The 24,959-nt window shown below is 67.0% G+C and carries 23 protein-coding genes; 18 read left to right on the top strand and 5 right to left on the bottom strand.

Annotated features, from left to right (window positions below):
* Nucleotides 1-10: 10 nt before the first annotated feature.
* Nucleotides 11-442 (bottom strand): hypothetical protein, encoded by a 432-nt coding sequence (locus ACW9UR_RS15660; RefSeq protein ID WP_458917987.1) that lies wholly within the window; start codon nucleotides 440-442, stop codon nucleotides 11-13.
* Between the two features lie 400 nt (nucleotides 443-842).
* Here ACW9UR_RS15660 and ACW9UR_RS15655 point away from each other — a divergent pair, with 400 nt between their 5' ends.
* Together ACW9UR_RS15655 and ACW9UR_RS15650 are read left to right on the top strand one after the other, a co-directional pair.
* Nucleotides 843-1,625, top strand: coding sequence for a 2-keto-4-pentenoate hydratase (locus ACW9UR_RS15655; protein ID WP_458917986.1), 783 nt, complete (start codon nucleotides 843-845; stop codon nucleotides 1,623-1,625).
* Nucleotides 1,625-3,085, top strand: a complete 1,461-nt coding sequence (locus ACW9UR_RS15650; protein WP_458917985.1) for an NAD-dependent succinate-semialdehyde dehydrogenase — start codon at nucleotides 1,625-1,627, stop codon at nucleotides 3,083-3,085. Before ACW9UR_RS15655 ends, ACW9UR_RS15650 begins: the two co-directional genes overlap by 1 nt.
* A 40-nt stretch (nucleotides 3,086-3,125) precedes the next feature.
* On the opposite strand, the gene ACW9UR_RS15645 is transcribed toward ACW9UR_RS15650, so the two are convergent.
* Nucleotides 3,126-5,066 carry a glycoside hydrolase family 127 protein gene (locus ACW9UR_RS15645; protein WP_458917984.1) on the bottom strand — a complete coding sequence of 647 codons (1,941 nt, stop codon included), beginning with the start codon at nucleotides 5,064-5,066 and terminating at the stop codon, nucleotides 3,126-3,128.
* A gap of 150 nt (nucleotides 5,067-5,216) precedes the next feature.
* Here ACW9UR_RS15645 and ACW9UR_RS15640 point away from each other — a divergent pair, with 150 nt between their 5' ends.
* The 7 genes from ACW9UR_RS15640 (at nucleotide 5,217) to ACW9UR_RS15610 (ending at nucleotide 12,922) form a co-directional block, all read left to right on the top strand.
* Nucleotides 5,217-6,479 carry an ABC transporter substrate-binding protein gene (locus tag ACW9UR_RS15640; protein WP_458917983.1) on the top strand — a complete coding sequence of 421 codons (1,263 nt, stop codon included), beginning with the start codon at nucleotides 5,217-5,219 and terminating at the stop codon, nucleotides 6,477-6,479.
* A gap of 64 nt (nucleotides 6,480-6,543) precedes the next feature.
* On the top strand, nucleotides 6,544-7,419 hold the full coding sequence (locus tag ACW9UR_RS15635) for a carbohydrate ABC transporter permease (RefSeq protein WP_458917982.1): 876 nt from the start codon (nucleotides 6,544-6,546) through the stop codon (nucleotides 7,417-7,419).
* 4 nt (nucleotides 7,420-7,423) lie between these two features.
* Nucleotides 7,424-8,317, top strand: coding sequence for a carbohydrate ABC transporter permease (locus ACW9UR_RS15630; RefSeq protein WP_458917981.1), 894 nt, complete (start codon nucleotides 7,424-7,426; stop codon nucleotides 8,315-8,317).
* Nucleotides 8,318-8,343: 26 nt separating this feature from the next.
* A complete protein-coding gene (locus tag ACW9UR_RS15625; protein WP_458917980.1) occupies nucleotides 8,344-9,420 on the top strand; it encodes an ABC transporter ATP-binding protein in 1,077 nt (358 codons plus the stop codon).
* A gap of 4 nt (nucleotides 9,421-9,424) precedes the next feature.
* The gene (locus ACW9UR_RS15620) at nucleotides 9,425-10,354 is read left to right on the top strand and encodes a DMT family transporter (RefSeq protein WP_458917979.1); all 930 of its coding nucleotides are present in this window, start codon (nucleotides 9,425-9,427) and stop codon (nucleotides 10,352-10,354) included.
* Entirely contained in the window at nucleotides 10,351-11,769 is a 1,419-nt protein-coding gene (locus tag ACW9UR_RS15615) for a sulfatase-like hydrolase/transferase (RefSeq protein ID WP_458917978.1), read from the top strand. The genes ACW9UR_RS15620 and ACW9UR_RS15615 overlap by 4 nt, the downstream gene beginning before the upstream one ends.
* A 13-nt stretch (nucleotides 11,770-11,782) precedes the next feature.
* A complete protein-coding gene (locus ACW9UR_RS15610) occupies nucleotides 11,783-12,922 on the top strand; it encodes a mandelate racemase/muconate lactonizing enzyme family protein (protein WP_458917977.1) in 1,140 nt (379 codons plus the stop codon).
* A 6-nt stretch (nucleotides 12,923-12,928) separates the two neighbouring features.
* On the opposite strand, the gene ACW9UR_RS15605 is transcribed toward ACW9UR_RS15610, so the two are convergent.
* The 3 genes from ACW9UR_RS15605 to ACW9UR_RS15595 form a co-directional block, all read right to left on the bottom strand.
* Complete coding sequence (locus tag ACW9UR_RS15605; RefSeq protein WP_458917976.1) at nucleotides 12,929-13,897, bottom strand: D-2-hydroxyacid dehydrogenase; 969 nt, start codon at nucleotides 13,895-13,897, stop codon at nucleotides 12,929-12,931.
* A 28-nt stretch (nucleotides 13,898-13,925) separates the two neighbouring features.
* Nucleotides 13,926-14,612, bottom strand: a complete 687-nt coding sequence (locus tag ACW9UR_RS15600) for a GntR family transcriptional regulator (RefSeq protein WP_458917975.1) — start codon at nucleotides 14,610-14,612, stop codon at nucleotides 13,926-13,928.
* A 108-nt stretch (nucleotides 14,613-14,720) separates the two neighbouring features.
* A complete protein-coding gene (locus tag ACW9UR_RS15595) occupies nucleotides 14,721-15,440 on the bottom strand; it encodes a GntR family transcriptional regulator (protein WP_458917974.1) in 720 nt (239 codons plus the stop codon).
* 155 nt (nucleotides 15,441-15,595) lie between these two features.
* On the opposite strand from ACW9UR_RS15595, the gene ACW9UR_RS15590 reads away from it, so the two are divergent.
* The 9 genes from ACW9UR_RS15590 (at nucleotide 15,596) to ACW9UR_RS15550 (ending at nucleotide 24,907) form a co-directional block, all read left to right on the top strand.
* Complete coding sequence (locus tag ACW9UR_RS15590) at nucleotides 15,596-16,822, top strand: mandelate racemase/muconate lactonizing enzyme family protein (RefSeq protein WP_458917973.1); 1,227 nt, start codon at nucleotides 15,596-15,598, stop codon at nucleotides 16,820-16,822.
* Between the two features lie 9 nt (nucleotides 16,823-16,831).
* Complete coding sequence (locus ACW9UR_RS15585) at nucleotides 16,832-17,617, top strand: SDR family NAD(P)-dependent oxidoreductase (protein ID WP_458917972.1); 786 nt, start codon at nucleotides 16,832-16,834, stop codon at nucleotides 17,615-17,617.
* A complete protein-coding gene (locus ACW9UR_RS15580) occupies nucleotides 17,614-19,050 on the top strand; it encodes a sulfatase-like hydrolase/transferase (RefSeq protein WP_458917971.1) in 1,437 nt (478 codons plus the stop codon). Before ACW9UR_RS15585 ends, ACW9UR_RS15580 begins: the two co-directional genes overlap by 4 nt.
* Nucleotides 19,043-19,990 carry an amidohydrolase family protein gene (locus ACW9UR_RS15575; RefSeq protein WP_458917970.1) on the top strand — a complete coding sequence of 316 codons (948 nt, stop codon included), beginning with the start codon at nucleotides 19,043-19,045 and terminating at the stop codon, nucleotides 19,988-19,990. The genes ACW9UR_RS15580 and ACW9UR_RS15575 overlap by 8 nt, the downstream gene beginning before the upstream one ends.
* A complete protein-coding gene (locus tag ACW9UR_RS15570; RefSeq protein ID WP_458917969.1) occupies nucleotides 19,987-21,015 on the top strand; it encodes an aldo/keto reductase in 1,029 nt (342 codons plus the stop codon). Before ACW9UR_RS15575 ends, ACW9UR_RS15570 begins: the two co-directional genes overlap by 4 nt.
* An 84-nt stretch (nucleotides 21,016-21,099) precedes the next feature.
* Nucleotides 21,100-22,335 carry an ABC transporter substrate-binding protein gene (locus ACW9UR_RS15565; protein ID WP_458917968.1) on the top strand — a complete coding sequence of 412 codons (1,236 nt, stop codon included), beginning with the start codon at nucleotides 21,100-21,102 and terminating at the stop codon, nucleotides 22,333-22,335.
* 72 nt (nucleotides 22,336-22,407) lie between these two features.
* The gene (locus tag ACW9UR_RS15560; RefSeq protein WP_458917967.1) at nucleotides 22,408-23,277 is read left to right on the top strand and encodes a carbohydrate ABC transporter permease; all 870 of its coding nucleotides are present in this window, start codon (nucleotides 22,408-22,410) and stop codon (nucleotides 23,275-23,277) included.
* Complete coding sequence (locus ACW9UR_RS15555) at nucleotides 23,274-24,149, top strand: carbohydrate ABC transporter permease (protein ID WP_458917966.1); 876 nt, start codon at nucleotides 23,274-23,276, stop codon at nucleotides 24,147-24,149. Before ACW9UR_RS15560 ends, ACW9UR_RS15555 begins: the two co-directional genes overlap by 4 nt.
* Entirely contained in the window at nucleotides 24,146-24,907 is a 762-nt protein-coding gene (locus tag ACW9UR_RS15550; RefSeq protein ID WP_458917965.1) for an SDR family NAD(P)-dependent oxidoreductase, read from the top strand. Before ACW9UR_RS15555 ends, ACW9UR_RS15550 begins: the two co-directional genes overlap by 4 nt.
* The last annotated feature ends 52 nt before the right edge of the window (nucleotides 24,908-24,959 follow it).

Raw genomic sequence — 24,959 nt, 5'->3', positions numbered from 1 at the left:
GTGCGGCGGGTTAGTTCTCGCATTGGGAAAGCCGACGACCATTTTCCCATTCTTCAATAATATAGAAGCCGTTGTGATCTCCGTTTACGGTAATTCCTCTTTCGTATCCATCAAACAAAACACCTAGAATGAAAGCGACTGGTGGGTTGTGGTTCCCGAAGTACGAGTAGACGATCTCGGCATCTCCCACGTGGTGACCGTCACGAATCATGTTAAATTCATCGCCGATACCAGTGCCCGTAAGCCATATACCTCCTTCGATAGCACAATCGACTGCGTATCGTCCGCTCAACCGGCCAACGTCAAAGTCCTCGACATACTGCGGAAGCCAGTGGAGATATGACCAGCAATAGGAACTTGGCTCCTCCTGATCTTCAACCCAACATGGACCCTCGTCCATTCCAGCTTGGGCGGCTGCGGGCACCATCAACAATGCGGCCACAAAAACTAGCCTCCTCAAGCTACTGGGCCGCTGTTCAGGTCTGATCCCGCCCGTGTTCGAGCGGGCCTCGGCGCAGAACGGGCCGATTTTGGGGAAGTGCAACATTTTCTACCCTCGCGTTTTCGCAATCAGTGAAGCCACGATTGCGTCCTCAATCTGCGGAGCTTATGGCCAAAACTGGGCGCTCGCGTTAGATCCGCGTTTTGTATGAGTATGTCGTTGAAAGAAACTCCCCATTGACGACGGTTACTCTCTTAGCAACAGCTTCTCGGCCACCCCCACTCGTTCCAATCTTCCAAGCCTGCAATGCGGCGTCCAGCGCCGGCGGCTTCTGTCTTCCATTTTGCAAAAATATCGGTAAAAAATATGAATGACGATATAAATGTGAAAGGACGACAACATGCTTCCCGAAGCCTCCCGCGTCGAGGCCAGCCGCACGCTGCTTCTGGCCGAGGAAACCCGCACCCAGGCCACACAGCTTTCGGTGGCTTTCCCCAACATCGGCATCGACGACGCCTATGACATCTCGCGCCGGGTGGCCCAGGCGCGGATCGACCGGGGCGAGGAGCTGGTCGGCCACAAGGTCGGGCTGACCTCGAAGGCGATGCGCGCCTCGTCGAAGATCGACGAGCCGGATTACGGCCATGTGTTCCGCAACATGCTGATCGAGGACGGCGCGACGGTGCGTCACGCGGATTACTGCGTGCCGCGAGTCGAGCCAGAGTTGACCTTCATCCTGGGCCGTACGCTGAAGGGGCCGGGGCTGACCGGTGCGGATGTGCTGGCGGCGACGGAATGGGTCGTACCCTCGATCGAGATCATCGACGCCCGTGTGCTGGAGCCGCGCAAGATCTTCGACACGGTGGCCGACAATGGCGCCGCCGCCGGGCTGATCCTGGGCGAGAAGCGCTTCCGCCCGGGCGAGCTGGACCTGCGCTGGGTCGGCGCGTTGTTCCTGCGCAATGGCGAGATCGAGGAAAGCGGCCTCGCCGCCGGGGTGATGGATCATCCGGCAAATGCCGTCGCCTGGCTGGGCAACAAGCTGGCCGGGTTCGGCGTCGGGCTGGAGGCCGGGCACATGGTGCTGTCGGGTTCGTTCACGCGGCCGGTCTGGGCGGATCCCGGCGACGAGTTGGTAGCGGATTTCGGACCCTGCGGCACCGTTTCGGTCAGGTTCGCGTGATGCTGAAAACCGTGGGGACGCACGTGCCGAAATACCTGGTCGGGGGGCGGTTCGGCACCGACAGCAGCCGCCCGCCGATGGACGTGGTCAACCCGGCGACGGAAGAGGTGCTCTACCAGGTGCCGTGCTGCGGGCCGGAGCATGTGGCCGAGGCGCTGGAGCATGCGCAGGCGGCCTTCACGCGCTGGTCGGCGGTGCCCGGCTGGCAGCGGGCGCGGGTGCTGCGCGACATCGGCGCCGCGATCCGCGTGCGGCGGGACGAGATCGCGCGCGCCATCGCGACCGAGATGGGGCGACCCGCGGCGCAGGCCATTGCCGAGGCGGACTCGGGGGCCGAGCAGTTCACCTGGTTCGCGGGCGAGGCCGAGCGGCTGTATGGGCAGGCGATCCCCTCGCGCATGGGCGGGGCGCTGGCGATCCGGCCCGAGCCGGTGGGCGTGGTCGCCGGATTCGCGCCGTGGAATTTCCCTTTCAGCCTGCCGATCCGCAAGGTCGCCCCGGCGCTGGCGGCGGGCTGCGCGATCATCCTGCGGCCCTCGGAGCAGACGCCGCTGACCGCGACAATCCTGGCCGAGTGCTGCCTGGAGGGCGGCTTGCCCGAGGGCGTGTTGCAGGTCTTGCAGGGCGAGCCGTCGGGCGTGTCTCCGGCGCTGATGGCCTCGGACGTGGTGCGCAAGATCTCGTTCACCGGATCGACGCGGGTCGGCAAGCTGCTGATGGAGCAGGCGGCGGCGACGGTGAAGCGGGTGTCGATGGAACTGGGCGGGCACTCGCCGGTGATCGTCTGCCCGGACAGCGACGTGGTGGCGGCGGCGCGGCATGTGGCGCGGGTGAAGTTCTTCAACGCGGGGCAGGTATGTGCCTCGCCGAACCGGATCTACGTGCACGAGGACATCGCCCCGCCTTTCGTGGACGAGATGGTGCGCGTAGCCGAGGGGCTGGTGGTCGGCGATCCGCTGGACCCCGAGGTGACGATGGGGCCGCTGACCGGTCCGGCGCAGATGGCCAAGACCGAGCGGCTGGTCGCCGACGCGCTGGAACGGGGCGCGGTGTTGCGCACCGGCGGTGCCCGGGTGCCGGGGCGCAACGCGGGCCATTTCTTCCAGCCGACGGTGCTGGAGAACGTGCCGGAGGATGCGCAGGTCATGGTCGAGGAGCCGTTCGGCCCGATCGCGCCGGTGCTGACCTGGCGCGACCTGGACGACGCCATCGCGCGGGCGAATGCGACCGAGTACGGGCTGGGGGCCTACGGGTTCACCCGCGATGCCGCGACCGCCGAGCGCCTGTCGGCGGGGCTTCAGGCCGGGATGGTCGGGATCAACGACATGATGCTGGCGCATCCCGAGGCGCCCTTCGGCGGGGTGAAGCATTCGGGGGTGGGCTACGAATCCGGGCAGGTCGCCATCGGCGAGTACCTGAACCGCAAGACCGTGCATTCGGCGTTGGACATTCCCGCCTGAAAGATCCGGGCGCCGCGGTGTGCGGCGCCCGAAACGGGCCTCAGCCTGCCAGCGGCAGCCAGACGGCCATCGTGTTGTCGTCCCGGTTGTTCCAGGCGAAATAGGGGATCAGCGTCGCCTGCACCGTGTCGCCTTGCAATGCGGCCAACGGGGCGTAGAGCGCACCTCCCTGCCATTTCGCCCGGCGCTTCAGCGTGCAGTCCAGCAGGGTCAGCCCGGCGAACAGGCCCTCGCCCGTGCGCGGGGTGAAGGCGGTATCCGGGGCCAGCGCCACCTCGTTGATCGTCACGCCTTCGGGCAGGTCTGCGCCTTCGAGGCAGTAGACCACCGGGCCGCAGGTGACGGCGACCTGGTTGCGGACTTCCTCGACGTCCGGGCGGGCGGCCATGATCCGGGGCGAGATGTCGAGGTTCAGCGTGACGGTATCCCCGACCTGCCAGCGGCGGGTGAGGGGGACATAGCGCGCGCCGTTGCCCTCGGTCGCGATCGCCGCGCCGTTAACCGTGACCGCCGCACCCGGGCTCCAGCCCGGCAGGCGCAGGTGGAGCGTGGTCTCGGCCTGAGGCGCGGCCTCGACTGTCAGTGTCACCTCGCCGGACCAGGGGAAGTCCGACTGCTGGGACAGAGCGATACGGCCCGAGGCTAGTTCGGTCTCGATCCGGTTGGTGCCGTAGAGGTGCAGCCACAGGGCGTCGTCGGCCTGCGAATAGGCCCAGCGGTGCAGGCCGGCGATGGTGCGCGTGACCTGCGGCGGGCAACAATAGCAGGTCCAGCGGGTCCAGCGCCGGGGCGAGTCGTTGTTGCCGATGAAATGCGTCTCGCCGTTGAAGCGCAGCGGGTTCGAATAGGTGAAATGGCTGCCCGAGAGCGACACGGCGGACAGCGCGGCGTTGTAGAGCACCTGCTCCATCACGTCCGCATAGCGCGCGTCGCCGGTCAGCTGCAGCAGCCGCCAGCTCCACATCGCGTTCGAGATGTTGGCGCAGGTCTCGTTATAGGCGGTGTCGCTGGGCAGCTGGTAGGGGCGGCCGTAGGCCTCGGCGATCTGCTCGTAGCGCGGGTGGCTGCGCTCGGCCGTGCCCTTGTGGAGCGCGCCGATGCCGCCGGTGATGTACATCTTTCGGAAGGTGCTGTCCTCCCAGATGCGTTTCACGGCGTCGAGCAGGGGCTGTTCGTCGGTCTCCATCACGATGTCGGCCGCCCCGGCCCAGAGATAGGGGCCGGTCACGGCATGGCCGACGGCTTCGGTCTCGTCGAGGATCGGCACGCGCATCTGGCTCTGGTCGCCGTTGTTGCCGCGCAGGTCCGGGTGCAGGCCGCGGTTCTCGACGAAGATCCGCGCGAGGTCGAGGTATTTGCGGGCGCCGGTCTCGCGGTAGAGCTCGACCAGGCCCATGATCTGGCTGGGGTTGAAACCGAACCGGGCGAGGTCCGGGTCGCGACCCTTGAACGTGTCGTGAAGGTTGTCCGCCGCGCGCACCGCGATATCCAGCAGGCTGGTCTTGCCGGTGACCTGGTGGTGCAGCACGCCCGCGGTGAACAGGTGCCCGAGATTGTACATCTCGTGGTGCTCGATGTCGGTCCAACGGCCCTTGTCGGTCAGCGAGATCTGGGTGTTGAGATAGCCGTCGGCTTCCTGCGCGGCGGCCACCTCGGCGATGCGGGCGTCGATCTGTGCTTCCAGATCGGCGTCATGTTCGATGTCGAGGAACAGCAGCATCGTCTCGATGGCCTTGTAGCAGTCGCCATCGCTCCAGTAGCGGCCGTGAAAGGTGCCCTTGCCCTTCGCGGCGGCGCGGAAGTTGCCGAAATAGGCGGCGTTGGCGGGGTCCTCGAGCGCGTCGAGCACGCTTTGCAGCGACTCCCTCTTCACCATGTCGAACTTGTCGCCCCAGAAGCCGCCGGTCCAGCGCACCGCGCGGTCGTGGGGGCGTTTCAGCGGTGAATGGGGGCTGATCTCGGGTCCGATTGCCTTGTCCATGTCGTTTCCTCCTTGGTGTTTCCGGGAAAAGCGGCGTTTCGCGGGAAACGCTGACTTGACTGGTTTTCGCGATAAATGTAGCGTAACTGAAAATATCGGTAAAAATGAAAATCGCAATCAAAACATCGGAACCTGCAAGGGAGGTCTGAAATGCCGAAATCCGTGAACCTGGTGGCCGCCGCCTGTCTGGCCCTGCCAATGGCCGTGGGCGCAAGTCCCGCCGCTGCCGAGGGGCAGGTGAACCTGTTCCACCGCTCGGCCGCCGACTCGGCGCGCGAGCCGCGCATGGCGATGTTCAACTACTGCTCGGAGAAGCTGGATATCGAGGTGGTCGAGAACTTCTCGCCGCCCGAGCAGTACGAGGTGCAGTTGCCGGTGCAGCTGTCGAGTTCCAACCCTCCGGACATCTATGCCTACTGGGCCGGGGGCCGCGCGCAGTTCCAGGCCGAGACCGGCAAGATCATGGCCCTGGGCGACGCCTGGGACGAGGTGAAGGACAATTTCTACCCCGGCATCCAGGCCACCAGCACCGAGCCGGACGGCAACGTCTACGCCATGCCCAGCACCTTCCAGCCCAACGTGTTCTGGTACAACAAGAAGGTCTTCGCCGAGGCGGGTGTCGAGCCGCCGAGCAACTGGGACGAGTTCAAGGCCGTCGCCGCCAAGCTGAAGGAGGCTGGCGTCACGCCGATCCTGATCGGCTCCAAGGCCGGGTGGGAGCCGCTGCTGTGGTTCGACTACATGGTGTTGCGCACCGCCGGTTCGGACTTCCGCACGGGTCTGATGGCCGGGACCGAAAGCTACACCGACCCGAAGGTCGTTCGCGCGATGGAGCTTTGGGCCGAGCTGGTCGAGGCCGGGTACTTCTCAAAGCGGTTTACCTCGATGAGCTGGCAGGAGATGGCGACCAAGTTCGTCAATGACGAGGGCGCGATGGAGCTGATGGGCATGTGGACCGTCGGCAACTTCATCAAGGCCGGGCTGGAGCCCGAGAAGGATTTCGGCGTCTTCAACTTCCCGGTGATCGACGAGGGTGTCGAGCAGGCCGTCGAAGGCGCGGTCGAGGGCTGGTCGGCCAGCGGCGCGGGCGCCAATACCGAGAACGCGGTGGCCATGCTCAAGTGCATCGCCGAGACCGAGCCGCAGATCCGCTTTTCGCAGCAGGCGCAGCGCATGGCTGCGAACAAGGACGTGCCGACCGAGATCTACGAGCCGGTCAGCTTCCAGCCCACGATCGACGCCTTCAAGGAGATGGTCGGCGCACCGTTCCACCAGAACCTGGAACTGGCCACCCATCCCGGCGTGACCGAGGTCGCCAAGCGCGAGTTCCCGCGTTTCCTGGCCTATCCGGACCAGTACATGAACGTGCTCGAGAAGCTCGAGGCGCGCCGTCTGGAAGTCTACGGCGAATGATCCGCGGGGGCGCGGGACCCAGGTTTCGCGCCCCGTCGGCCCCCCAAGCAGGAGGACCCATCCCGTGAACGCCCGCATGACGCCCTGGCTGTTCCTCGCCCCCGCGATCCTGATCTACGGGATCTTCGGCGCGATCCCGATCTTCCAGACCTTCGCCATCAGCCTGACCAATCAGGTCGGCGTTGGTGCCCCCGGCGACTTCGTCGGCCTGCAGAATTACATCGGCCTGGCGACGGACGAGTATTTCCTCAACTCGCTCAAGAACACGGCAATCTGGGTCGCGGTGTTCCTGTTCGTGCCGAACACGCTGGCGATCATCATCGCGCTGCTGGTCAAGCGCACCTTCTGGGGCGCGAGCCTGATCAAGACGGTGTTCTTCCTGCCGCTGGCGCTGTCCTTTGCCATCGTCGGCGTGATCTGGGGCTGGATCTACGAGCCCGACGTCGGGTTGCTGGACCAACTGCTGAAGATGCTGGGTCTCGACTTCCTGATTGTCGAGTGGCTGGGGCCGGACGCGGGCAATTTCTCGGTGATCGCGGCGGCCGCCTGGCGGCAGATCGCCTTCGCGACGGTGATCTTCCTCGCCGGTCTCTCGGCGATCCCGCAGGAACTGATCGAGGCGGCGCGGGTCGATGGCGGCACACGGCGACAGATCTTCTTCCGGGTGACGTTGCCGCTGCTAAAACCGGCGATGACGATCGCGGTGTCCTCGGCGCTGATCCAGGCGCTGCTGGCGACCGAGATCGTGCTGACCATGACCGCGGGCGGGCCGTTCGGCACCACCGAGGTGGTCGGCTACCGGATGTATATGGAGACCTTCTGGAACTACAAGTTCGGCTATGGCGCGGCGATCGGCGTCGTCGTGACGCTGATGACCGCAACGTTGGTCGTCCCCTACGTGCGTCGCATGGCCAAGGCCCAGGAACGCGAGTGGAGCTGAGGCGATGACCCATACCACGATGAGCATGGCGCCCGCCGCCAACATGGCCGACGCGCCGCCGACCTTCCGGGAGCGGTTCGAGGAACCGGTGGTGCGCGGCGGACAGGTGCTGCTGCTGCTGCTGCTGGCGGTGCTGTTCTTCCTGCCGATCCTCGGCACGCTACTGACCTCGATCCGGACCATTCCGGACATCACCCAGAACGGCGCCTGGGCGCTGCCGTCGAGCTATGAATGGGGCAACCTGGGCACGGCGTTCGTGCAGATGCTGCCCTATCTGAAGGCCTCGGTCATCATTACCCTGCCGTCGGTCTTCGGCACGCTGCTGGTGGCGACGATGGCGGGTTATGCACTCAGCCGGATGCGCTTCCGGGGGCGGGTGTGGATGTTCCTGGTGATCGTCTCGCTGAGCTTCGTGCCGGTCCACACGCAGCTGATCCCAGTGTTCCGGCTGATCAGCGACATCGGCCTGCACGACACGTTCATCGCGCAGATCATCGTCCACATCATGCGGCACATCCCCTTCGCGGTGCTGATCATGACCAACTTCTTCAACACCGTTCCCGGAGAGTTGCGCGAGGCCGCCCGGATCGACGGCGCGAACGAGTGGACGATCTTCCGGCGGATCTATGCGCCGGTGGCGCGGCCGGCGATCTCGGCGCTGGTGGTGCTGGAATTCACCTGGATCTGGAACGACCTGCTGTGGGGCCTGGTGCTGACGCAGGGCTCGGGCAAGAAACCGGTGACGGTGGGCATCCTGTCCTTCGAGGGCGAGTACGAGATCGCCTGGAACATGGTCGCCTCGGGCGCGGTGGTCGCCGCCATCCCGACGCTGCTCGTCTTCCTGATCTTCCAGAAACATTTCATCCGCGGGATGACCATGGGTTCGGTCAAGGGCTGAGGCCCCACCGGCAAGGAGAACTGACAATGGCACAGGTCAACATCCAACAGGTCTACAAGAACTACGGCGCGGTCGAGGCGCTGAAGGAAATCGACATCGACATCGAGAACGGCGAGTTCGTCGCGCTGGTCGGCCCCTCGGGCTGCGGCAAGACCACGCTTCTGCGGATGATCGCCGGGCTGGAGGACATCACCGCCGGGACCATCAGCATCGGCGGGCGGGTGGTGAACAATCTGCAGCCCAAGGCCCGCGACATCGCGATGGTGTTCCAGAACTACGCGCTCTATCCGCACATGAAGGTGGCGGACAACATGTCCTTCTCGATGCAGCTTTCGGGCGCGCCCAAGGCCGAGATCGAGAAGAAGGTGCGCGAGGCGGCGAAGATCCTGAACCTCGAGGCCTACCTGGAGCGTTATCCGCGTGAGTTGTCGGGCGGCCAGCGCCAGCGCGTCGCCATGGGCCGGGCCATCGTGCGCGATCCCAAGGTGTTCCTGTTCGACGAGCCTCTGTCGAACCTCGACGCCAAGCTGCGGGTGTCGATGCGGGCCGAGATCAAGGCGCTGCACCAGCGACTGGGCAACACCGCGGTCTACGTGACCCACGACCAGATCGAGGCGATGACCATGGCCGACAAGATCGTCGTGATGAGTGAGGGCAGGGTAGAGCAGGTCGGCACCCCGCTGGAGCTTTACGACGAGCCGCGCAACCTGTTCGTTGCCGCCTTCATCGGCTCGCCCTCGATGAACCTGCTGCCTGCCGTGGTCGCGCCCGGCGGCGTGCAGGTCGGCGACGGCCCGGTGGTGCCGGTGCAGGCCAAGACCGGGCTGGAGCCGGGGCGCGAGATCATCGTCGGCGTGCGGCCGGACAATTTCGCGCTGCGCGAGACCGGGATCGCGCTGGATGTGACCGTGACCGAGCCGACCGGGGCCGAGACCCAGGTCGCCGGCACGATTGCCAGGACCGCCGTCACCTGCCTGTTCCGCGAGCGGGTCAGCGGGCGGCAGGGCGACCGCCTGCACGTCATGCCCGAGGGGCCGCTGCACCTGTTCGATCCGGGCACCGGGCAGCGTCTGGGCTCGGCGCACAGCGCGACGGTGAACTAGGACCGTGAGCGACGCCTCTGCCTGCCAGGCCGCGCCCCGCCCGCAGCCCCTGCTGCTGGCGGGGATCGGACTGGTCGCGCTCTCCGGCTGCCTGCTGGCGACGCAGGATGCGCTTGTGAAGGATCTCGCGACGCGGCATTCGCCGTTCCAGATCGGTGTGCTGCGGTTCACGCTGCACGGGATCTTCGTCGCGCTGATCCTGCGCGCCGCGGGACAGCGGCGGATCTGGCGCACGTCGCGCCCCGGCCTGCACCTTGCACGGGCTTGCGGGCTTCTGGGGGCGTCGATGTGCATGCATGTCGCGCTGATCCACGTGCCGCTCAGCCAGGCGACGGTGATCCAGTTCCTCAGCCCGTTGGTGGTGACGCTGCTGTCGGTTCTGTTCCTGGGCGAGACGATCGGCTGGCGGCGCAGCACCGCGCTGGTCGCGGGCTTTTCCGGCGTGCTGGCGATCATGGCGCCGAAGCTCGAGGGCGGAGGCTTGAGCCTCTATTGGGCGCTGCCGTTGGGCTCCGCCGTTTCGTCGGCGGTCTATGTGCTGCTGACGCAGCGGGTGTCCGACCCGGACGAGGCGGTGCCGGGCATGGCGCTTCTACCGCTGATCTGCGCCGCGCTTCTGCTGCCGCTCCAGCCCTTCGTTTGGGTGCCGTTCAACGCAGTTGACCTCGGGCTGGTAGCCGTCATGGCCTGCCTCGGGACGGCCTCGCATGTCTGCCTGCAGATCGGGCTGCGTTCGGGGCCGGCCTCGGTGCTGTCGCCCTTCCTCTACAGCCAGGTGATCTTTGCCGCGATCCTGGGTGTCGTGTTCTTCGCCGACCCGCTGGGCCTCTGGTTCGGGCTGGGCACGGTGCTGATCGTCGGCGGCGGGCTGGCGATCTGGTGGATCGAGCGCGGGCGGGTGCCGCGCGACAACAACAGAAAGACCGTGAGATGACGCAGAAGAACATCATCCTTTTCCTCACCGACCAGTGGCGCTGGGACACGTTGAACCGGCCGGGAAACCCGGCGAAGCTGCCGAACCTGCGCGCCTTTGCGGGCGAATCCGCGAATTTCGTCAACGCCTGCACCTCGGTGCCGCTGTGCACCCCGGCGCGCGGCAGTCTCTATACCGGCAAGTGGCCGCATCAGACCGGGACGATGGACAATGTGCAGGGCAGCTCGTTCTACCCGCACGGCAAGCTGCATCCCGGCCAGCGCACCTACATGGAGCGGCTGCAGGAGCAGGGCTATGACGTCACCTTCATCGGCAAGTGGCATCTGGGCGCGGGCACGCTGATCGAGCGCGGGATCACCGATGCGCCGCTGAGCGACGGCGGCGAACAGGCCCTGGTCACGGGTGAAGGCGGGCTGCGCTTCGACGGGCCGCGGCTCGATCCCTATTACGGCACCATCGCCGAGGGCGTGCCGATCGACGGGCAGCGCGTCGCCGTCGGGATCGAGCGGCTGCGGGAGTATGCGAAATCGGACAAACCGTTCTGTCTGATCGTCTCGCTTCAGGGGCCGCATTTCCCGCATCACGTCCCCGAGAAGTGGGTCCGGCTATACGACGATCTGCCCGAAGACTTCATGCCGGAAAACCACATGCCGCAGTTCTCGGAAAGCGGGAAGCCGGCGGCGCAGGGCGCGTCCTATTGGCCGTGCCAGTCGACCGGGCATCTGACGCAGGCGGACTGGCGGCGCACGGCGCAGCATTACTGGGGGTTCTGTTCGTATATCGACGATCTGTTCGGGCAGCTGCGCCGCGAGGTCTCGGCGCTGGGGCTGGACGAGAGTTCGGTCATGGCCTTCACCGCCGATCACGGCGAGATGCTGGGCGCGCACGGCTGGTTCGACAAGGGTCCGTTTTTCTACGACGAGGTGCTGCGGATCCCGATGCTGGTCCGCGATCAGGGCGCGGCGCCCGGCCCGCGGGAGGGGTTCACCAGCTTCCGCGACCTGTTCCCGACGCTGATCGAGCGCGCCGGGGTGCCGGGCGTGCTGACCGAAGCCGAGGCGCGGCGCAGCTACTGGGCCGAGGCGCGGGACCACGTCTGTTTCGGCTACGACGCCTATCAGGGGCGGCAATTCAAGTTCCGGGGCATCCGCACGGCGCAGCACAAATATGTCTGGAGCCCGCATGACATCGAGGAGCTTTACGACCTCGAGGTCGACCCGCAGGAGCGGGTGAATCTGGCCGAGAGCGCCCGGCACCGCTCGGTCAAGGCGGGGTTGAGGCGTCAGGTCTTCGACTGGATGCGAAGCGAGGGCGACGCGCTGGCGCTTGGCGGGCATCACCCGCCGGTGGGCAGCTATATCGACGGGCGGGACGCCTCGGAGCAACACGACCACGGCTGGAAGCGCAGCGCGTGAGAAGGAGAACGACATGAAGATCACGGCGCTCCGCAGCTACATGCAGCGGGTGGACGACCGGCCGCGCGTGCTGGTCAAGGTCGAGACCGACGCCGGCATCTGCGGCTGGGGCGAGGCCTATGCTCACGGCCCCGAGCGCGCCCTGCCGCCGGTGCTGGACTATTTCTTCACCCATCTCGACGGCGAGGATCCGCGCCGCGTCACCTTCCTGCATGAGAAGCTGATGCACGTGACCCGGTTTCCGCCGGGCGCGATCGGGCTGGCGGCGATCTCGGCGATCGACCATGCGCTCTGGGACGTGGCGGCCAAGGCCATCGGCGTGCCGGTCTACCAGATGCTGGGCGGCAATGTGCGCGACCGGGTCCGGGTCTATTGCACTGCCATCGGCGCGCCCGAACCGGATGCGGCGGTCAAGAAGTTGACCGCGCTGAACGAGGAATTCGGCTTCACCGCGTTCAAGCTGTCGCCCTATCGCAAGGCCCCGTTCGAGGGCCGCTGGGGCGAGGTCTGCGCCGCGACCGGCGCCTACCTGAAGGAGCTGCGCGAGCGGTTGCCGAAGCACTGGGAGTTCGCCTTCGATGCGCATTCCGTCATCATGGAGGGCATCGACGCGGTGCGGCTGGCGCGCGCCATCGCGCCCTATGATCCGATGTTCCTGGAAGAGCCATTGCGCCCCGGTCACAAGCCCGCCTGGGGGCAGATGAAGGCCAAGATGGACATTCCGCTGGCCACCGGCGAGGCGCTGTACGACCGGCACGAGTTCCTGGCGCTGCTGGCGGCGGGCGGGGCGGACATCGTGCAGCCGGACATCGCCGTGGTCGGCGGGCTGACCGAGATCCGCCGCATCGCTGAAGTCGCGGACGCGCATTTCGTGCCTGTCGCCCCGCACAACCCGATGGGGCCGCTGGCGACCGCGCACAACCTGCACTTCGCTGCCGCGCTGCCGAACTTCAAGATCCTTGAGTACAAGGTCTGCCGCGACGTGCCCTGGATTACGGACCCGTACCTGCCCGTGGACGGCCATCTCGAGTTGCGCCCGGACCGGCCCGGCTGGGGCGTCGAGATCGATGAGCGGGCGCTGTCGGTGGACGAGTATTCGCACTGGTCCCGCGACGTGCTGGTGAAACCGGACGGTGCGACCAGCTATGCCTGAGGGCGGCTAGTAGCCGGCTTGCTTGTCAATCAGGTTGTACAGCTCTTCGCCCGCGCGGTGGCGGCGGAGGTTCTCGATCAGGATCTCCAGCCCGCGGGTGTGGGTCCCCGTGGTCGATGCGCCGTTGTGCGGCGTGACGATCGTGTTGGGGGCGTCCCAGAACGGGCTGTCCTCGGGCAGCGGTTCGACGTCATGCGCGTCGAGGCCTGCCCCGGCGAGGTGGCCGCTTTGCAGCGCCTCGAGCAAGGCGGCGTCGTCTGCGATCCCGCCGCGCGAGAAGCAGACATAGTAGGCGCCGGGTTTCATCGCGGCGAACTCGGCCTTGCCGAGCAGGCCCACGGTCGTCGGTGTGCGCGGGGCGGTGACGACGAGGAAATCGGCCTCGGCGAGGAAGGCGTGCAGGTCCTCGGGCGCGTACATGCGGTCGAAATTCGGCAGCGGGTCCGCGCTGCGGCGCAGGCCGAGGGTGCGCATGTGGAACGCCTTGGCCTTGAGCGCCAGGTCCTGCCCGGAATGCCCGGTGCCGAGGATGGCGCAGGTCTTGCCCAGAAGCTCGCCGTGGGTGCGCCGGCCCCAGCGGTGCGCGCGCTGGTCGTCGAGCCATTGCACCGCGTCCCGTTGCAGCATCATCATCAGCATCATCGCGTGCTCGGCTAGGGGCACTGCGCCGTTGCCCTTGCAGCAGGTCAGCCGGATGTCGCTGGCGACGAACGCGGGGTAGAGCTGCGTATCCGGGCCCGCCGCCCAGGACTGCACCCATTTCAGGCGCGACGTGGCGCGGGCCAGCGCCTCGGGCGGAACCGCGCCCGCGACGATATCGGCCTCGTGGATGCGGTCCTTCAGGTCCGCCGCCTTGTCGAGATAGGCGAAGGTGTAGCCGGGGGCCTCGGCCTCGAGGCGTTTGCGCCAGGCGCGGCGGCCTTCGGCGTCGGGCGTCACGGCGTCGAGCATGGGCTGGACCACGAGCACGTGCATGGGGATCTCCGGGAAATGTCGGGAAGGGTCAGGCGCCCTTGTCCTGGTCGGCAAGCGCCGCGAGCGCGGCCTCGGTCGTCAGGTCGATATGCTTGGTCATCAGCGCGCAGGTGGTCTTGGCGTCGCGGCGGATCGCGGCGTCGAAGATCGCGGCATGTTCGGCCGGCGTGTCGCGGCCGCTGCCGCCGGTGGTGCGCGAAAGGTAGCGATAGCGTTCGTGATGTGCGTAGACCTGCCGCCGAAGTTCGAGCAGCCACCACGAGGGCGAGGCCGAGACCAGTGCCTCGTGGAAGTCGGTGTTGCGGGCCTCGAGTTCCTCGAGCTGTTCCTCGTCACGCTCGCGCCGCTCGACCAGCGAGAGCCGGTGATAGGCGGCGACGACCCGCGCCTCCCACTCGTCGTCGCCCTTGGACAGGCTGTCGCGCAACGTCTCGCATTCCAGCATCACCCGGACGCGCCCGAGGTCCTTCACGTCCTCGGCCGAGGTCTGCTTGACCCGGAAGCCGCGCTGGCTTTGCTGCACCACCAGCCGGTCGCCTATCAGCCGCGACAGCGCCTCGCGCAGCGGCGCAGAGCCGACCTTATAGGTCTCGCGCAGCTCGACGACCTTCAGCTTGTGGCCGGCGGGCAGGCGGTTGTGGATGATGTCATGGCGGATCGCGGCATAGGCCAGCTCGGCATCCGTCATGAACCCCTGATCTTCGACAATGTTCATCGTGGTCCTGCACGTTTCGTCCCCGGTGGGGCGGTTGCAGGCAGACTAGCAGTGTCTGGCGATCAAATCAAAAAATATCGACAAAACTTGCTTCGGGGTGCCGGAGGTTCAGCCCGGCATCGACCGCGCCGCGTCCTTGCGCATCAACTGCGCCCGAAGCTGGTCCATCAGGTGCTTGCCGGCATCCTCGATATGGGCGCGCAGCACCTTCACCGCGCGCTCCTTGTCATGGGTGCGGATCGCGTCGAGCAGTTCGCGGTGCTCGGCGATAATGGCTTCCTTGCGGGCGGGATAGATGGTGATCCGGGTGCTGAGCGCGCCCATGATCTCGCGGTGCTGCGCCCAGAGGTCGAACGCCAGCCGGTTGTAGTGCGACTGGTACATCAGCAGGTGAAAGCGCGAGTTCAGCTGCGTGTGCAGGGCCTGGTCGGCGAAGTTGAGTTCTTCGATCCGGCGCTGGACGTCTTCCAGCTCGGCGATGTCCTCGGGCGTCACCGTGTCGAGGAACCAGCGCAGCAGGTAGGGCTCGATCTCCAGCCCGATCTCGTAGACGTCGCGGATGAAATCCGGGTCGATGGGCCGGACCCGTGCGCCCTGGTTCGGCGAGATCACGACCAGCCCCTCGCCGCGCAGCTGTTGCAGCGCCTCGCGCACCGGGTTGGTCGAGGTGCCGTGCCTCTTGGCGATCTCGGAGACCTTGAGCCGGGCGTTCGCCTCGAGATGGCCCGTCAGGATATCGTTGCGGATCCGCTCGTAGACGGTCGGCTCGGCCTGTGCGTCGGTCCCGGCCTGGGCGGCTGTGGTGTTGGCGAACATCGATACGCTCATGATCCATCAATGGGCGCGCGCCGGGGTGCGGTCAAGCGGACCGCGAGGCTCCGGCGCTTGGCCTCGGTACGTGTACAATCTATTTGCAAGATAATGTACGATCAAGTAGGAATGATCCGCGACTTGCCCTGTTCCTGACTCGAAAGGCCCTTCCGATGTCCCAGTGTTCTCCAGGTCTCGACGCGCCGGTGAGGGTTGATGCGTCGAAGGCCCGCGCGCCGCAGTCCGGGCATCGCATCGCAGCGATCGAGCCGATCACGGCCAATGTCGGCAAGCGCAACCAGCTGTTGGTGAAGATCACCACCGACGACGGGCTGACCGGTTGGGGCGAGAGCGGGCTGTCCGGGCGCGAGGGTGCGGTGGCTGCCACCATCGGGCATTTCGCGCAGTTCCTGCTGGGTCAGGACAGCCGCCAGATCGGCCGGATCTGGCAGGAGACCTACCGCAGCCAGTATTTCGAGGGCGGCCGGGTGCTGACCGCCGCCATGTCAGCCATCGACATCGCGCTCTACGACCTTCTGGGCAAGCGGCTGGGCGTGCCGGTGCACCAGCTTCTGGGCGGCAAGCAGCGGGACCGGGTGGAGAGTTTCGCATGCGCCATCGGCGACACCGGCGACGAGATCATCGCCGCGACTTCGGTGCTGGTGGATGCGGGCTGGTCCTGCGTTCGGGTCAGCCCGACCTACAGCCAGGAGGGCGTGGTCTTCGAGCCGCGCCGGGCCATCGCCGCGACCGCCACCGACCTGATCGCCCTGCGCCAGCATTTCGAGCCGGACCTGGTTCTGGGCATCGACTGGCACCATCGGCTGTCCCCGGCCGAGGCCGCGAGTTTCTGCAACATGCTGCCCGCCGGGACTTTGGATTTTCTCGAGGAACCGATCCGCGACGAGACGCCCGAGGCCTATGCGACGCTGCGCTCGATGACGAACATTCCCTTCGCCGTGGGCGAGGAGTTCGCCAGCAAGTGGCAGGCGGGGCCGTATATCGAGCAGGGGCTGACGCAGTTCATGCGGCTGGATATCTGCAATATCGGCGGCTTCACCGAGGCGATGAAGGTCGCCGGTTGGTGCGAGCGGCATTACATCGACCTGATGCCGCACAACCCGCTTGGGCCGGTCTGCACCGCGGCGACGATCCACATGGCGGCGGCGGTGCCGAACTTCGCCTGGGTCGAGACCCGGCAGGCGCCGACCGAGGACCTGGGCTTTCACGACCGGACGCTGTTCCCCGGACAGGTCCACATGGACGGGCCGTTCTACATGGTGCCCGATGCGCCCGGACTGGGCGTCGAAGTCGACGAGGAGGCGCTGCGCGCCGCGCCGCCGGTCGCCTTCGAGCCGCCGCATCTGGTGCGGCCCGACGGCTCGGTCACCAACTGGTAAGAGGGCGGCATGGCTGCGACCTATGACGATTACCGCGACCGCCACGTGGTCGTGACCGGCGCGGGGCGCGGCATTGGCCGGGTCATCGCGCAGGCCTTCGCGGGGCAGGGGGCGCGGGTCTCGGCGCTGGATATCGACTTCTTCGGCTACGAGGCTGCACCGGGCGTCCGGCAGGTGCGCTGCGACGTCACCGACGAGGCCGCTATCGAGGCCGCCTGCACCGAGATCGTGAATCGTGACGGCCCGCCGGTGGCGCTGGTCAACAATGCGGGGGTCGATAGGCGGATGCCCTTGGAGGACATCAGCGCCGAGGTCTTCAGCTGGATGATGGCGGTGAACCTGAACCACCACGCGGCCTTTGCCCGGCTTCTGGTGCCGGGCATGGCGGCGGCGGGCGGCGGGGCGATCGTCGGGCTGACCTCGACGGCGTGGATGAAGCGCTCGATGGGGATGGTGGCCTATCACGCGGCCAAGGCCGGGATCGTCGGGCTAACGCACGGGCTGGCGCGGGACCTCGGGCCGCAGGGCATAAGGGTCAACGCCATCGCGCCGGGCCGGGTACCGACGCCCGAGCGGACGCCGGACGTGGACGATCCGGCGTTCATCGCCTCGACCCATGCCATGCAGTGTATCCCCGCACTGATGGAACCGCAGGACATTGCCGAGGCGGCGCTGTGGCTGGCCTCGTCCTCGGCGCGGATGGTGACGGGGCAGGTGCTGGTGGTGGACGGCGGCGGCGTGGGGATTCCGTTGCCCCCCAATCAGATGCCTCTGAAACAGAAGGAAGACGCATGAGCGATCTGGCCCCCGCGAACCTCGTGGTCATCATGGCCGACGAGTACCGGCGCGATTATTTCGGCCACGCCGGGCATCCGCTGGTGCAGACCCCGAACCTCGATGCGCTGGCGGCGGGTGGCACGCGCTTCACCAATGCCTATACCGACTGCCCCCTGTGCGTGCCGGGCCGCGCCGCCTTTGCCACCGGGCGCCCGGTGCGCGAGATCGGCACATGGTGCAATGCGCTGGCCTACACGGGCCAGCCGGAAAGCTGGCACCACCGGCTGCGGAACGGCGGGCATCACGTCCGCTCCATCGGCAAGCTGCATTTCCGGGGCGCGGAGGGGGACGACAATGGGTTCTCGGCCTCGGAGGTGCCGATGAACATCGTCGACGGGATCGGCGATGCGCTGGGGCTGATCCGGGATCGCAATGCGCCGCGCGGGGCGGCGGACCGGATGGCGGGGCTGGCCGGGCCGGGGGAGTCGAAATACACCGCCTATGACCGTGACATCAGCGCCCGCGCGCAGGTCTGGCTGCGCGAGGAGGCCCGGAACCACACGGACAAGCCCTGGGTTCTGTTCGTCTCGCTGGTCGCACCGCATTTCCCGCTGACCGCGCCGCCTGAGTTCTACTATCCCTACGATCCGGCGAAGATCCCGATGCCGAAACAGTACGGCGAGGATCGGCCCGATCATCCGTACCTGCGCGACTACCGCACGGTCTTCGAATACGACGATCATTTCCGGACCGAGGCCGATGTGCGCCGGGGCATCGCGGGCTACATGGGACTGTGCAGTTTCGTCGATCACCAGGTCGGGCTGATCCTGCAGGCGCTCGAGGCGTCGGGGCAGGCGGCGAACACGCGGATTGCCTTCACCAGCGACCACGGCGATAATCTTGGCGCGCGGGGCCTGTGGGGCAAGAGCACCATGTACGAGGAATCGGTGGGCATTCCGCTGATCATCTCGGGGCCGGGGATCCCGGTGGGCAAGGTGAGGGACGAGCCGCGTCTGTTGACGGATCTGAGCCGGTTCATCCTGCAATCCGCGGGCGTCGATGCCGACGGGTTCGGGCAGACCGATCTGCTGTCGGGCGAGGACGCGGCGGTAATCTCGGAATACCACGGGACCGGCTCCCGCAGCGCGGCGTTCATGCTGCGCACCGGGCGGTGGAAGTACGTTCATTATGCACTCTACGCGCCGCAATTGTTCGACCTGCAGGACGATCCCGGCGAGTTGCGGGACCTTGCGGGCGATCCCGACCACGCGGGTGCGCTGGCCGAGTGCCGGGCGCAGCTTCTGGCGCGGCTCGACCCGGATGCGGTTCATGCCGAAGCCCGCGCGGCGCAGCGCGCGCGGGTGGAGGAACTGGGCGGCGAGCAGGCCATTCTTGACCGGGGCGACTACGGGTTCTCTCCGCCGCCGGGGGTGAAGGCGGTCTATGCCTGAGCGCTTCGACCCGGCGGCCTTGCGCGCCCAGCTGGAGCGCGTGGGGCCGGTGGTGGACGCGCATCACCACCTGTGGGACCTGGGGGCGAACCGCTATCCCTGGCTTCAGGATGCGCCGGTGCGGATGCATTTCGGCGACTATGCCGCGATCCGGCGGAGCTATCTGCCTGAGGACCTGCGGCGGGATGCGGGGCCGGTGCGCCTGCTGGCGACGGTACATGTCGAGGCGCATTGGCGCGGCGGCGACAGCCCCGAGGGCGAGACCGCGTGGCTGGATGCGCAGGCGCGGAGCTGCGGTCTGCCGGACGCGATCGTGGGCCATGCGGACTTGACCGCGCCGGATGTGGCGCGGGTGCTGGACGCGCATTGCGGCTTTGGGCGTTTCCGGGGCGTGCGGATGATGACGCGGCGCGCGGCGGAGCCCTCGGGTCCGGCACTGCTGGACGATCCGGGCTTTCGCCGGGGCTTTGCGCTGCTTGGTCCGCGCGGGCTGTCCTTCGATCTTCAGGCGCCGCCCGAGACGATGAAGGCCGCCGCGCGGCTGGCCGCCGATTTCCCGGAAACCACGGTGATCCTGACCCATGCCGGGCTACCGCTGGACCGAAGTGCGGCGGGACTGGCCGCGTGGCGGCAGGGTCTTGCGCAGTTGGCGGCCTGCGGGAATGTCGTGGCCAAGCTCTCGGGCCTGCCGATGAGCGATCCGGCCTGGACGCCGGAAAGCCTCGCGCCGATGGTGCGGGCCTTGCTGGAGGCCTTCGGCCCCGACCGGGTGATGTTCGGCAGCAATTTCCCGGTGGATGGGATGTTCTCGGACTATCCTGCGCTGGTCGCGGGCCATGCCGCTGCACTGCACGATGGCGAACTTGAGCCGGTGTTCCGCGCCACTGCCGCCCGCATCTACCGGCTGACCCTTCCCGAACCCGAAAGGCTGACGACGTGACCGAGCTTCCCACCGCCCGCGTGGGCCGTACCGACCTGCGCGTGACCCGGCTGGCCTTCGGCTGCGTGCCGCTGGGCAACTACCCGACCAAGCTGACCGAGGCCGAGGCGGCGGGCGCGCTGGAGGCGGCCTGGGAGGCGGGGATTCGGTATTACGACGTCGCGCCGCTTTACGGGCATGGGCTGGCCGAGCATCGGCTGGGGGCGGCACTGCGGCAGCGCCCGCGCGGGGAGTTCACCATCTCGACCAAGGTCGGGCGGCGGCTTGTGCCGCAGCCCGACATGGCGCTGAGCGCGGACCCGAGCGCGGGAATTTTCGAGGACCCGCTGCCGTTCTCGCTGACCAACGACTACACCTATGACGGCATCATGCGCTCGGTCGAGGACAGTCTGCAGCGGCTGGGGCTGGCCTCGGTCGATATTCTGCACATCCACAATATCGACCCGGCTAACCATGCGCCCGAGGCGCTGGAGGCGCTGTTCCGCACCTGCATGAGCGACGGCTACCGGGCGCTGGAGCAGTTGCGCGCGGAAGGCACGGTCAAGGCGCTGGGGGTGGGGAACAACAGCCTGACGATGTGCCAGCGTTTCGCCGAGGAAGGCGATTTCGACGCCTTCATGATGGCCGGGCATTTCCACCTGCTGGACCAGCCGGCTGCCGAAAGCTTCCTGCCCGAGTGCGCGCGGCGGGGCATCTCGATCCTGCTGGGCAGCGTCTTCGCCTCGGGGCTGCTGGTCGAGAACGCCGCGCCCGATGCGCGCTACATGTACGGCAGGGCGCCGGCGGAGGTGCTGGAGCGACTCGCCCGGCTGCGCGGGATCTGTGCCGATCACGGTATCAGCCTTACCGCCGCAGCGCTGCGATTCCCCCTGACGCACCCCGCCGTGGCCTGCGTCGTGCCGGGGATGCGGACCTCCGCCGAGGTGCGGGACTGTGCCGAGGCATTCGCCGCGCCGCTGCCGGCCAATCTTTTCAAGGACATGCAGGATGCGGGTCTGATCGACGCGCGGGTTCCGCTGGGCTGAACTCAAAATCGTACATTATCAAACATAATATGTTGTACGGTTATGCGATGTTGATGTAGATTTCCTTCATCGGAGGAGGAAATCATGTCCAACAAGACACCCGGAATTGCCGTCCTGACATCTGCCCTCGCCCTGCTGGCGGGGGCTGCGAGCGCCCAGCAGGTCACGCTGGACGTGGTCGCCTGGAAGGGGAACGACGCCGAGCCGGCGGGCCTGCCGCAGCTGCTTGAGAAATTCGAAGCCGAGAACCCGGATATCGACGTGGATCTGACCTATGTCGCGCGCAAGGACGTCGACAAGCTGATCCCGCCGCGGCTGCAGGGCGGCAACCCGCCCGACGTGACGATGGTCGACAGCTCGCTGGTCAAGCTCTGGGGCGGGGCGGGGTTCCTGACCGACCTCGGGACCGACAGCGCGTGGGTCGAGGCGATCGACCCGACCCTGCGCAGTATCCTCGGCAGCGACGATGCGATGTACATCATGCCGCTCGAGAACATCGGCATGGGCAACTTCGTGAACATGGGCCTGCTGCGCGATGCGGGCATCGAGGAGGTCCCGTTGACCATCGAGGCGACCAAGGTCGCCTGCGCCGCGCTGAAGGACAGCGGCGTGAACCCGATGATCTTCGCGGGCGGTTTCCCGGCGATGCTGTGGGTCGGCGCGAACGGGCTTGACCCCGAGGGCACCGCGCCGGGCGATTTCGGCACCGGCGAGGCGACCTTTGTCGACTCCGAAGCGTTCGACGCCTCGCTCAGCAGCGTGCGCGAACTGGTCGATGCGGGCTGTTTCGATCCGGAACTGCAGGCGGGGCTGGACCCCTGGTCCACCGCGCTGGAAGAGTTCAAGTCGGGCCGCTCGGCGATGATGCCGCACGGGGCCTGGAACATCGGCAGTTTCTCGGCGATCGAAGGGCTGGACTACGTGTTTGCGCCGATGCCCTCGCGCTTTGGCGAGAACGGCATGGCGCTGGACCTGGTCGGCCCCGGCTGGGCGATCCCGCGTGATGCGAAGAACGCCGACGCCGCCCGCCGCTTCGTCGATTTCTTCACCGTCGAGGAAAACCTTTCGGTCTTCTTGACCGAGGAGGGCGCGTTCAGCCCGTTCACCGGCGGCGCCAGCGGCCTGCCCGAACTGGCCGCGCCTTACGAGGCCGCGCGCGCGGCAGGAGCGGTGACGCTGTGGCCGTTCTCGACGCTGGAATGGCCGAAGGCGTTGCAGAGCGAGTGGGAGGACAGCCTGACCGGTTTCCTTCTGAACCTCGACGGTGCGAACGAGGACACGCTCCAGCGCTGGGATTACGCGGTCGAGGACAGTCTCTGACCTGATCCCCATCCGAACCGCTGCCCGCCGCTTATGGCGGGCGGCCCCTCAACGCAGTGACAGGAGGCCCGGATGCGCGCGCGTCGCTCGCTCTACCTGTTCACGATCCCGGCCCTTGTCGTGCTGGGCGTGTTCTTCGTCTACCCGATCGTCCTGACCTTCCAGATGAGCCTGACGAACTTCGCCGGGATCGGCGCTGCCGAGCCGGTGGGCTGGAAGAACTACGACCGCATCTTCTCGCGCCCGCGCTATACCGAGGCGATCCAGGTCACGGTCTGGTTCACGGTGATCGTGGTGATCGCGCTCAACGTCACGGGGCTTTTCTTCGCCGCCATGCTGCACCGGCTGCCGGCGATCCGGAACTTCAGCCGCGCGGCGCTCTACACGCCCGCGATGATGTCCTTCGTCGTCGTCGGCTATGTCTGGCAGTTCCTCTATTCGCCGATCAACGGCGGGATCAATGTGGCGCTGCGCGACCTCGGCCTCGGCGCGCTGGAGCAGAACTGGCTGGGCGATCCGGACATCGCGCTTTACGCCGTCGCGTTCACGCAGATCTGGATGTTCACCGGCTTCACCTGCGCGATCTTCCTGGCAGGCTTCGCGGGCATCCCCTCGGACATCGAAGAGGCGGCGAAGCTGGAGGGCGTCACCTCGTGGCAGCGCTTCCGGCATATCGAACTGCCGCTGCTGGGCCCCTCGATCACCGTCAGCGTGATCCTGACGACCATCGGCACGCTCAAGACCTTCGAGCTGCCGTTCATCCTGACCAAGGGCGGGCCGGACGGCGCGACGCGGGTGCTGTCGATCGAGATCATCGACAACCTCTTCGCGCAGTACAAGTTCGGCTTCGCCAGCGCGCTGGCGATTATCATGCTGATCCTCGTGCTGGCCGTCGCCTTCGTCCAGAACCGCGTCCTGCGCAGCCGGGAGAACGTGACATGAGCATGACCCGCACCGCCCCGAGCCCCGCGCGGCACATGGACCGCGCGCTGCTGAAGAAACGCGCCCGGTCCTGGGCGATCCATGCCGTCATGCTGCTGCTGGTGGCGATCATGCTGCTGCCACTGCTCTACATGGTGATGATGTCGTTCAAGACCGCGACCGAGATCTCGCAGGACCCGCTGGGTCTGCCGTCGAGCCTCTACATGGGGAACTATGCCAAGACGCTGGCCTCGATGGGCTATGTGCGCTCGGTGCTGAACTCGCTGGGGATCACGGTGTCGGTGATCGCGGTTGTGGTGCTGGTCGGCGCGATGGCGGCCTATCCGCTGGCGCGGATCCAGAACCGCTGGAGCCGGGCGATCGTCATGGTCATGGCGCTTGGCCTCGCGACGCCGAATTTCGTCACCATCACCCCGATCTACGTGATCTTCCGCGACCTCGGCCTGCTGGACAGCTACCTGGGGATCGTGCTTGCCTTCGCGGCGCTGAAGCTGCCGCTGGCGGTGTTCTTCTACACCGGGTTCATCGCCGCGATCCCGATGGAGCTGGAAGAGGCGGCGCGGCTGGACAATTGCAACAACTGGCAGGTGTTCTGGCACGTGATCCGGCCACTGCTGGCGCCGGTCACGGCGACCCTGTCGCTGTTCGTGATGCTGATGGTGTGGAACGACTTCACCTATCCGCTGCTGCTGCTGCAGGATGAGGCGAAATTCACCGTGATGATCGCGGTCTATCGGACCGTGGGCAACACCGGCATCGACCCGACGCTGCTGTTTCCGGCGGCCGTGCTGGGGTCCTTGCCGCTGCTGATCCTGTTCGCCGTGTTCCAGCGCCGCATCGTCTCGGGCGCGACGGCGGGGGCGGTGAAATGAGCGGCGTGCTGCAAGACCGGGTGGTGATCGTCACCGGCGCGGGCGCGGGCATCGGGCTGGGCATCCTGCGGCAGGCGGTTGCCGCCGGGGCGCGGGTGACCGGGTTCGACGTCTCGGACGAGGGCCGGGCGCGGGTCGAGGCCGAGGGGGCACGGTTCGCGCGGGTGGACGTCGCCGACCCCGAGGGGTTCGCGGCGGCGATCGTCGAGGTGCATGCGCGGGACGGGCGGCTCGACGGGTTGGTGAACAACGCCGGCGTGACCGAGACGGCGCCTTTCCTGGAGCTGGACCTCGCGCTGGCCGAGCGGCTCTGGCGGATCAACCAGCGCTCGGTGTTGGTGGGGTGCCAGGCGGCGGCGCGGCTGATGGTGGCGGACGGGCGACCGGGGGCGCTGGTCAACATTGCCTCGAACCATGCCCGCGCGACCGATGCCGGATTCGAGTGCTATGCCGCGAGCAAAGGGGCGATCACCGCCATGACCCGCGCGATGGCCTGGAGCCTCGGGCCGCACGGGATCCGGGTCAATGCGCTGTGTCCTGGCCTGACGATGACCGAGAAGGTGCGCGAGTTGGCCGGCGATCCGGCGCTGGCGCAGGCGTTCCGGAACTGGCACGCGACCGGCGAAGTCAGCAGCGTGGACGATATCGGCGCGGCGGCGGTCTACCTGTTGGGCGACGGTTCGGCGGCGCTGACCGGGGCCGAGATCGTCGCCGATCGCGCCATGTCGGCCCGCCTGGGCGCGGGCGTGGGGCTGTGAAAATGGGTATTTCCGCTGGACAGGTCAAACATCATATGTTTGAGTAAGCCTC

Source organism: Halovulum sp. GXIMD14794, from assembly GCF_054457455.1.
The sequence above is the reverse complement of the archived record's forward strand: the minus strand, read 5'-3'. Positions and strand labels throughout refer to the sequence as shown.

Bases quoted from the DNA above. Each gene is read 5' to 3' on its own strand.
- ACW9UR_RS15590 (WP_458917973.1), top strand. From the start codon at position 15,596: ATGTCCCAGTGTTCTCCAGGTCTCGACGCGCCGGTGAGGGTTGATGCG.
- ACW9UR_RS15640 (WP_458917983.1), top strand. From the start codon at position 5,217: ATGCCGAAATCCGTGAACCTGGTGGCCGCCGCCTGTCTGGCCCTGCCA.
- ACW9UR_RS15555 (WP_458917966.1), top strand. From the start codon at position 23,274: ATGAGCATGACCCGCACCGCCCCGAGCCCCGCGCGGCACATGGACCGC.
- ACW9UR_RS15615 (WP_458917978.1), top strand. From the start codon at position 10,351: ATGACGCAGAAGAACATCATCCTTTTCCTCACCGACCAGTGGCGCTGG.
- ACW9UR_RS15650 (WP_458917985.1), top strand. From the start codon at position 1,625: ATGCTGAAAACCGTGGGGACGCACGTGCCGAAATACCTGGTCGGGGGG.
- ACW9UR_RS15625 (WP_458917980.1), top strand. From the start codon at position 8,344: ATGGCACAGGTCAACATCCAACAGGTCTACAAGAACTACGGCGCGGTC.
- ACW9UR_RS15550 (WP_458917965.1), top strand. From the start codon at position 24,146: ATGAGCGGCGTGCTGCAAGACCGGGTGGTGATCGTCACCGGCGCGGGC.
- ACW9UR_RS15595 (WP_458917974.1), bottom strand. From the start codon at position 15,440: ATGAGCGTATCGATGTTCGCCAACACCACAGCCGCCCAGGCCGGGACC.
- ACW9UR_RS15645 (WP_458917984.1), bottom strand. From the start codon at position 5,066: ATGGACAAGGCAATCGGACCCGAGATCAGCCCCCATTCACCGCTGAAA.
- ACW9UR_RS15565 (WP_458917968.1), top strand. From the start codon at position 21,100: ATGTCCAACAAGACACCCGGAATTGCCGTCCTGACATCTGCCCTCGCC.
- ACW9UR_RS15575 (WP_458917970.1), top strand. From the start codon at position 19,043: ATGCCTGAGCGCTTCGACCCGGCGGCCTTGCGCGCCCAGCTGGAGCGC.
- ACW9UR_RS15560 (WP_458917967.1), top strand. From the start codon at position 22,408: ATGCGCGCGCGTCGCTCGCTCTACCTGTTCACGATCCCGGCCCTTGTC.
- ACW9UR_RS15630 (WP_458917981.1), top strand. From the start codon at position 7,424: ATGACCCATACCACGATGAGCATGGCGCCCGCCGCCAACATGGCCGAC.
- ACW9UR_RS15610 (WP_458917977.1), top strand. From the start codon at position 11,783: ATGAAGATCACGGCGCTCCGCAGCTACATGCAGCGGGTGGACGACCGG.
- ACW9UR_RS15580 (WP_458917971.1), top strand. From the start codon at position 17,614: ATGAGCGATCTGGCCCCCGCGAACCTCGTGGTCATCATGGCCGACGAG.
- ACW9UR_RS15585 (WP_458917972.1), top strand. From the start codon at position 16,832: ATGGCTGCGACCTATGACGATTACCGCGACCGCCACGTGGTCGTGACC.
- ACW9UR_RS15605 (WP_458917976.1), bottom strand. From the start codon at position 13,897: ATGCACGTGCTCGTGGTCCAGCCCATGCTCGACGCCGTGACGCCCGAC.
- ACW9UR_RS15655 (WP_458917986.1), top strand. From the start codon at position 843: ATGCTTCCCGAAGCCTCCCGCGTCGAGGCCAGCCGCACGCTGCTTCTG.
- ACW9UR_RS15600 (WP_458917975.1), bottom strand. From the start codon at position 14,612: ATGAACATTGTCGAAGATCAGGGGTTCATGACGGATGCCGAGCTGGCC.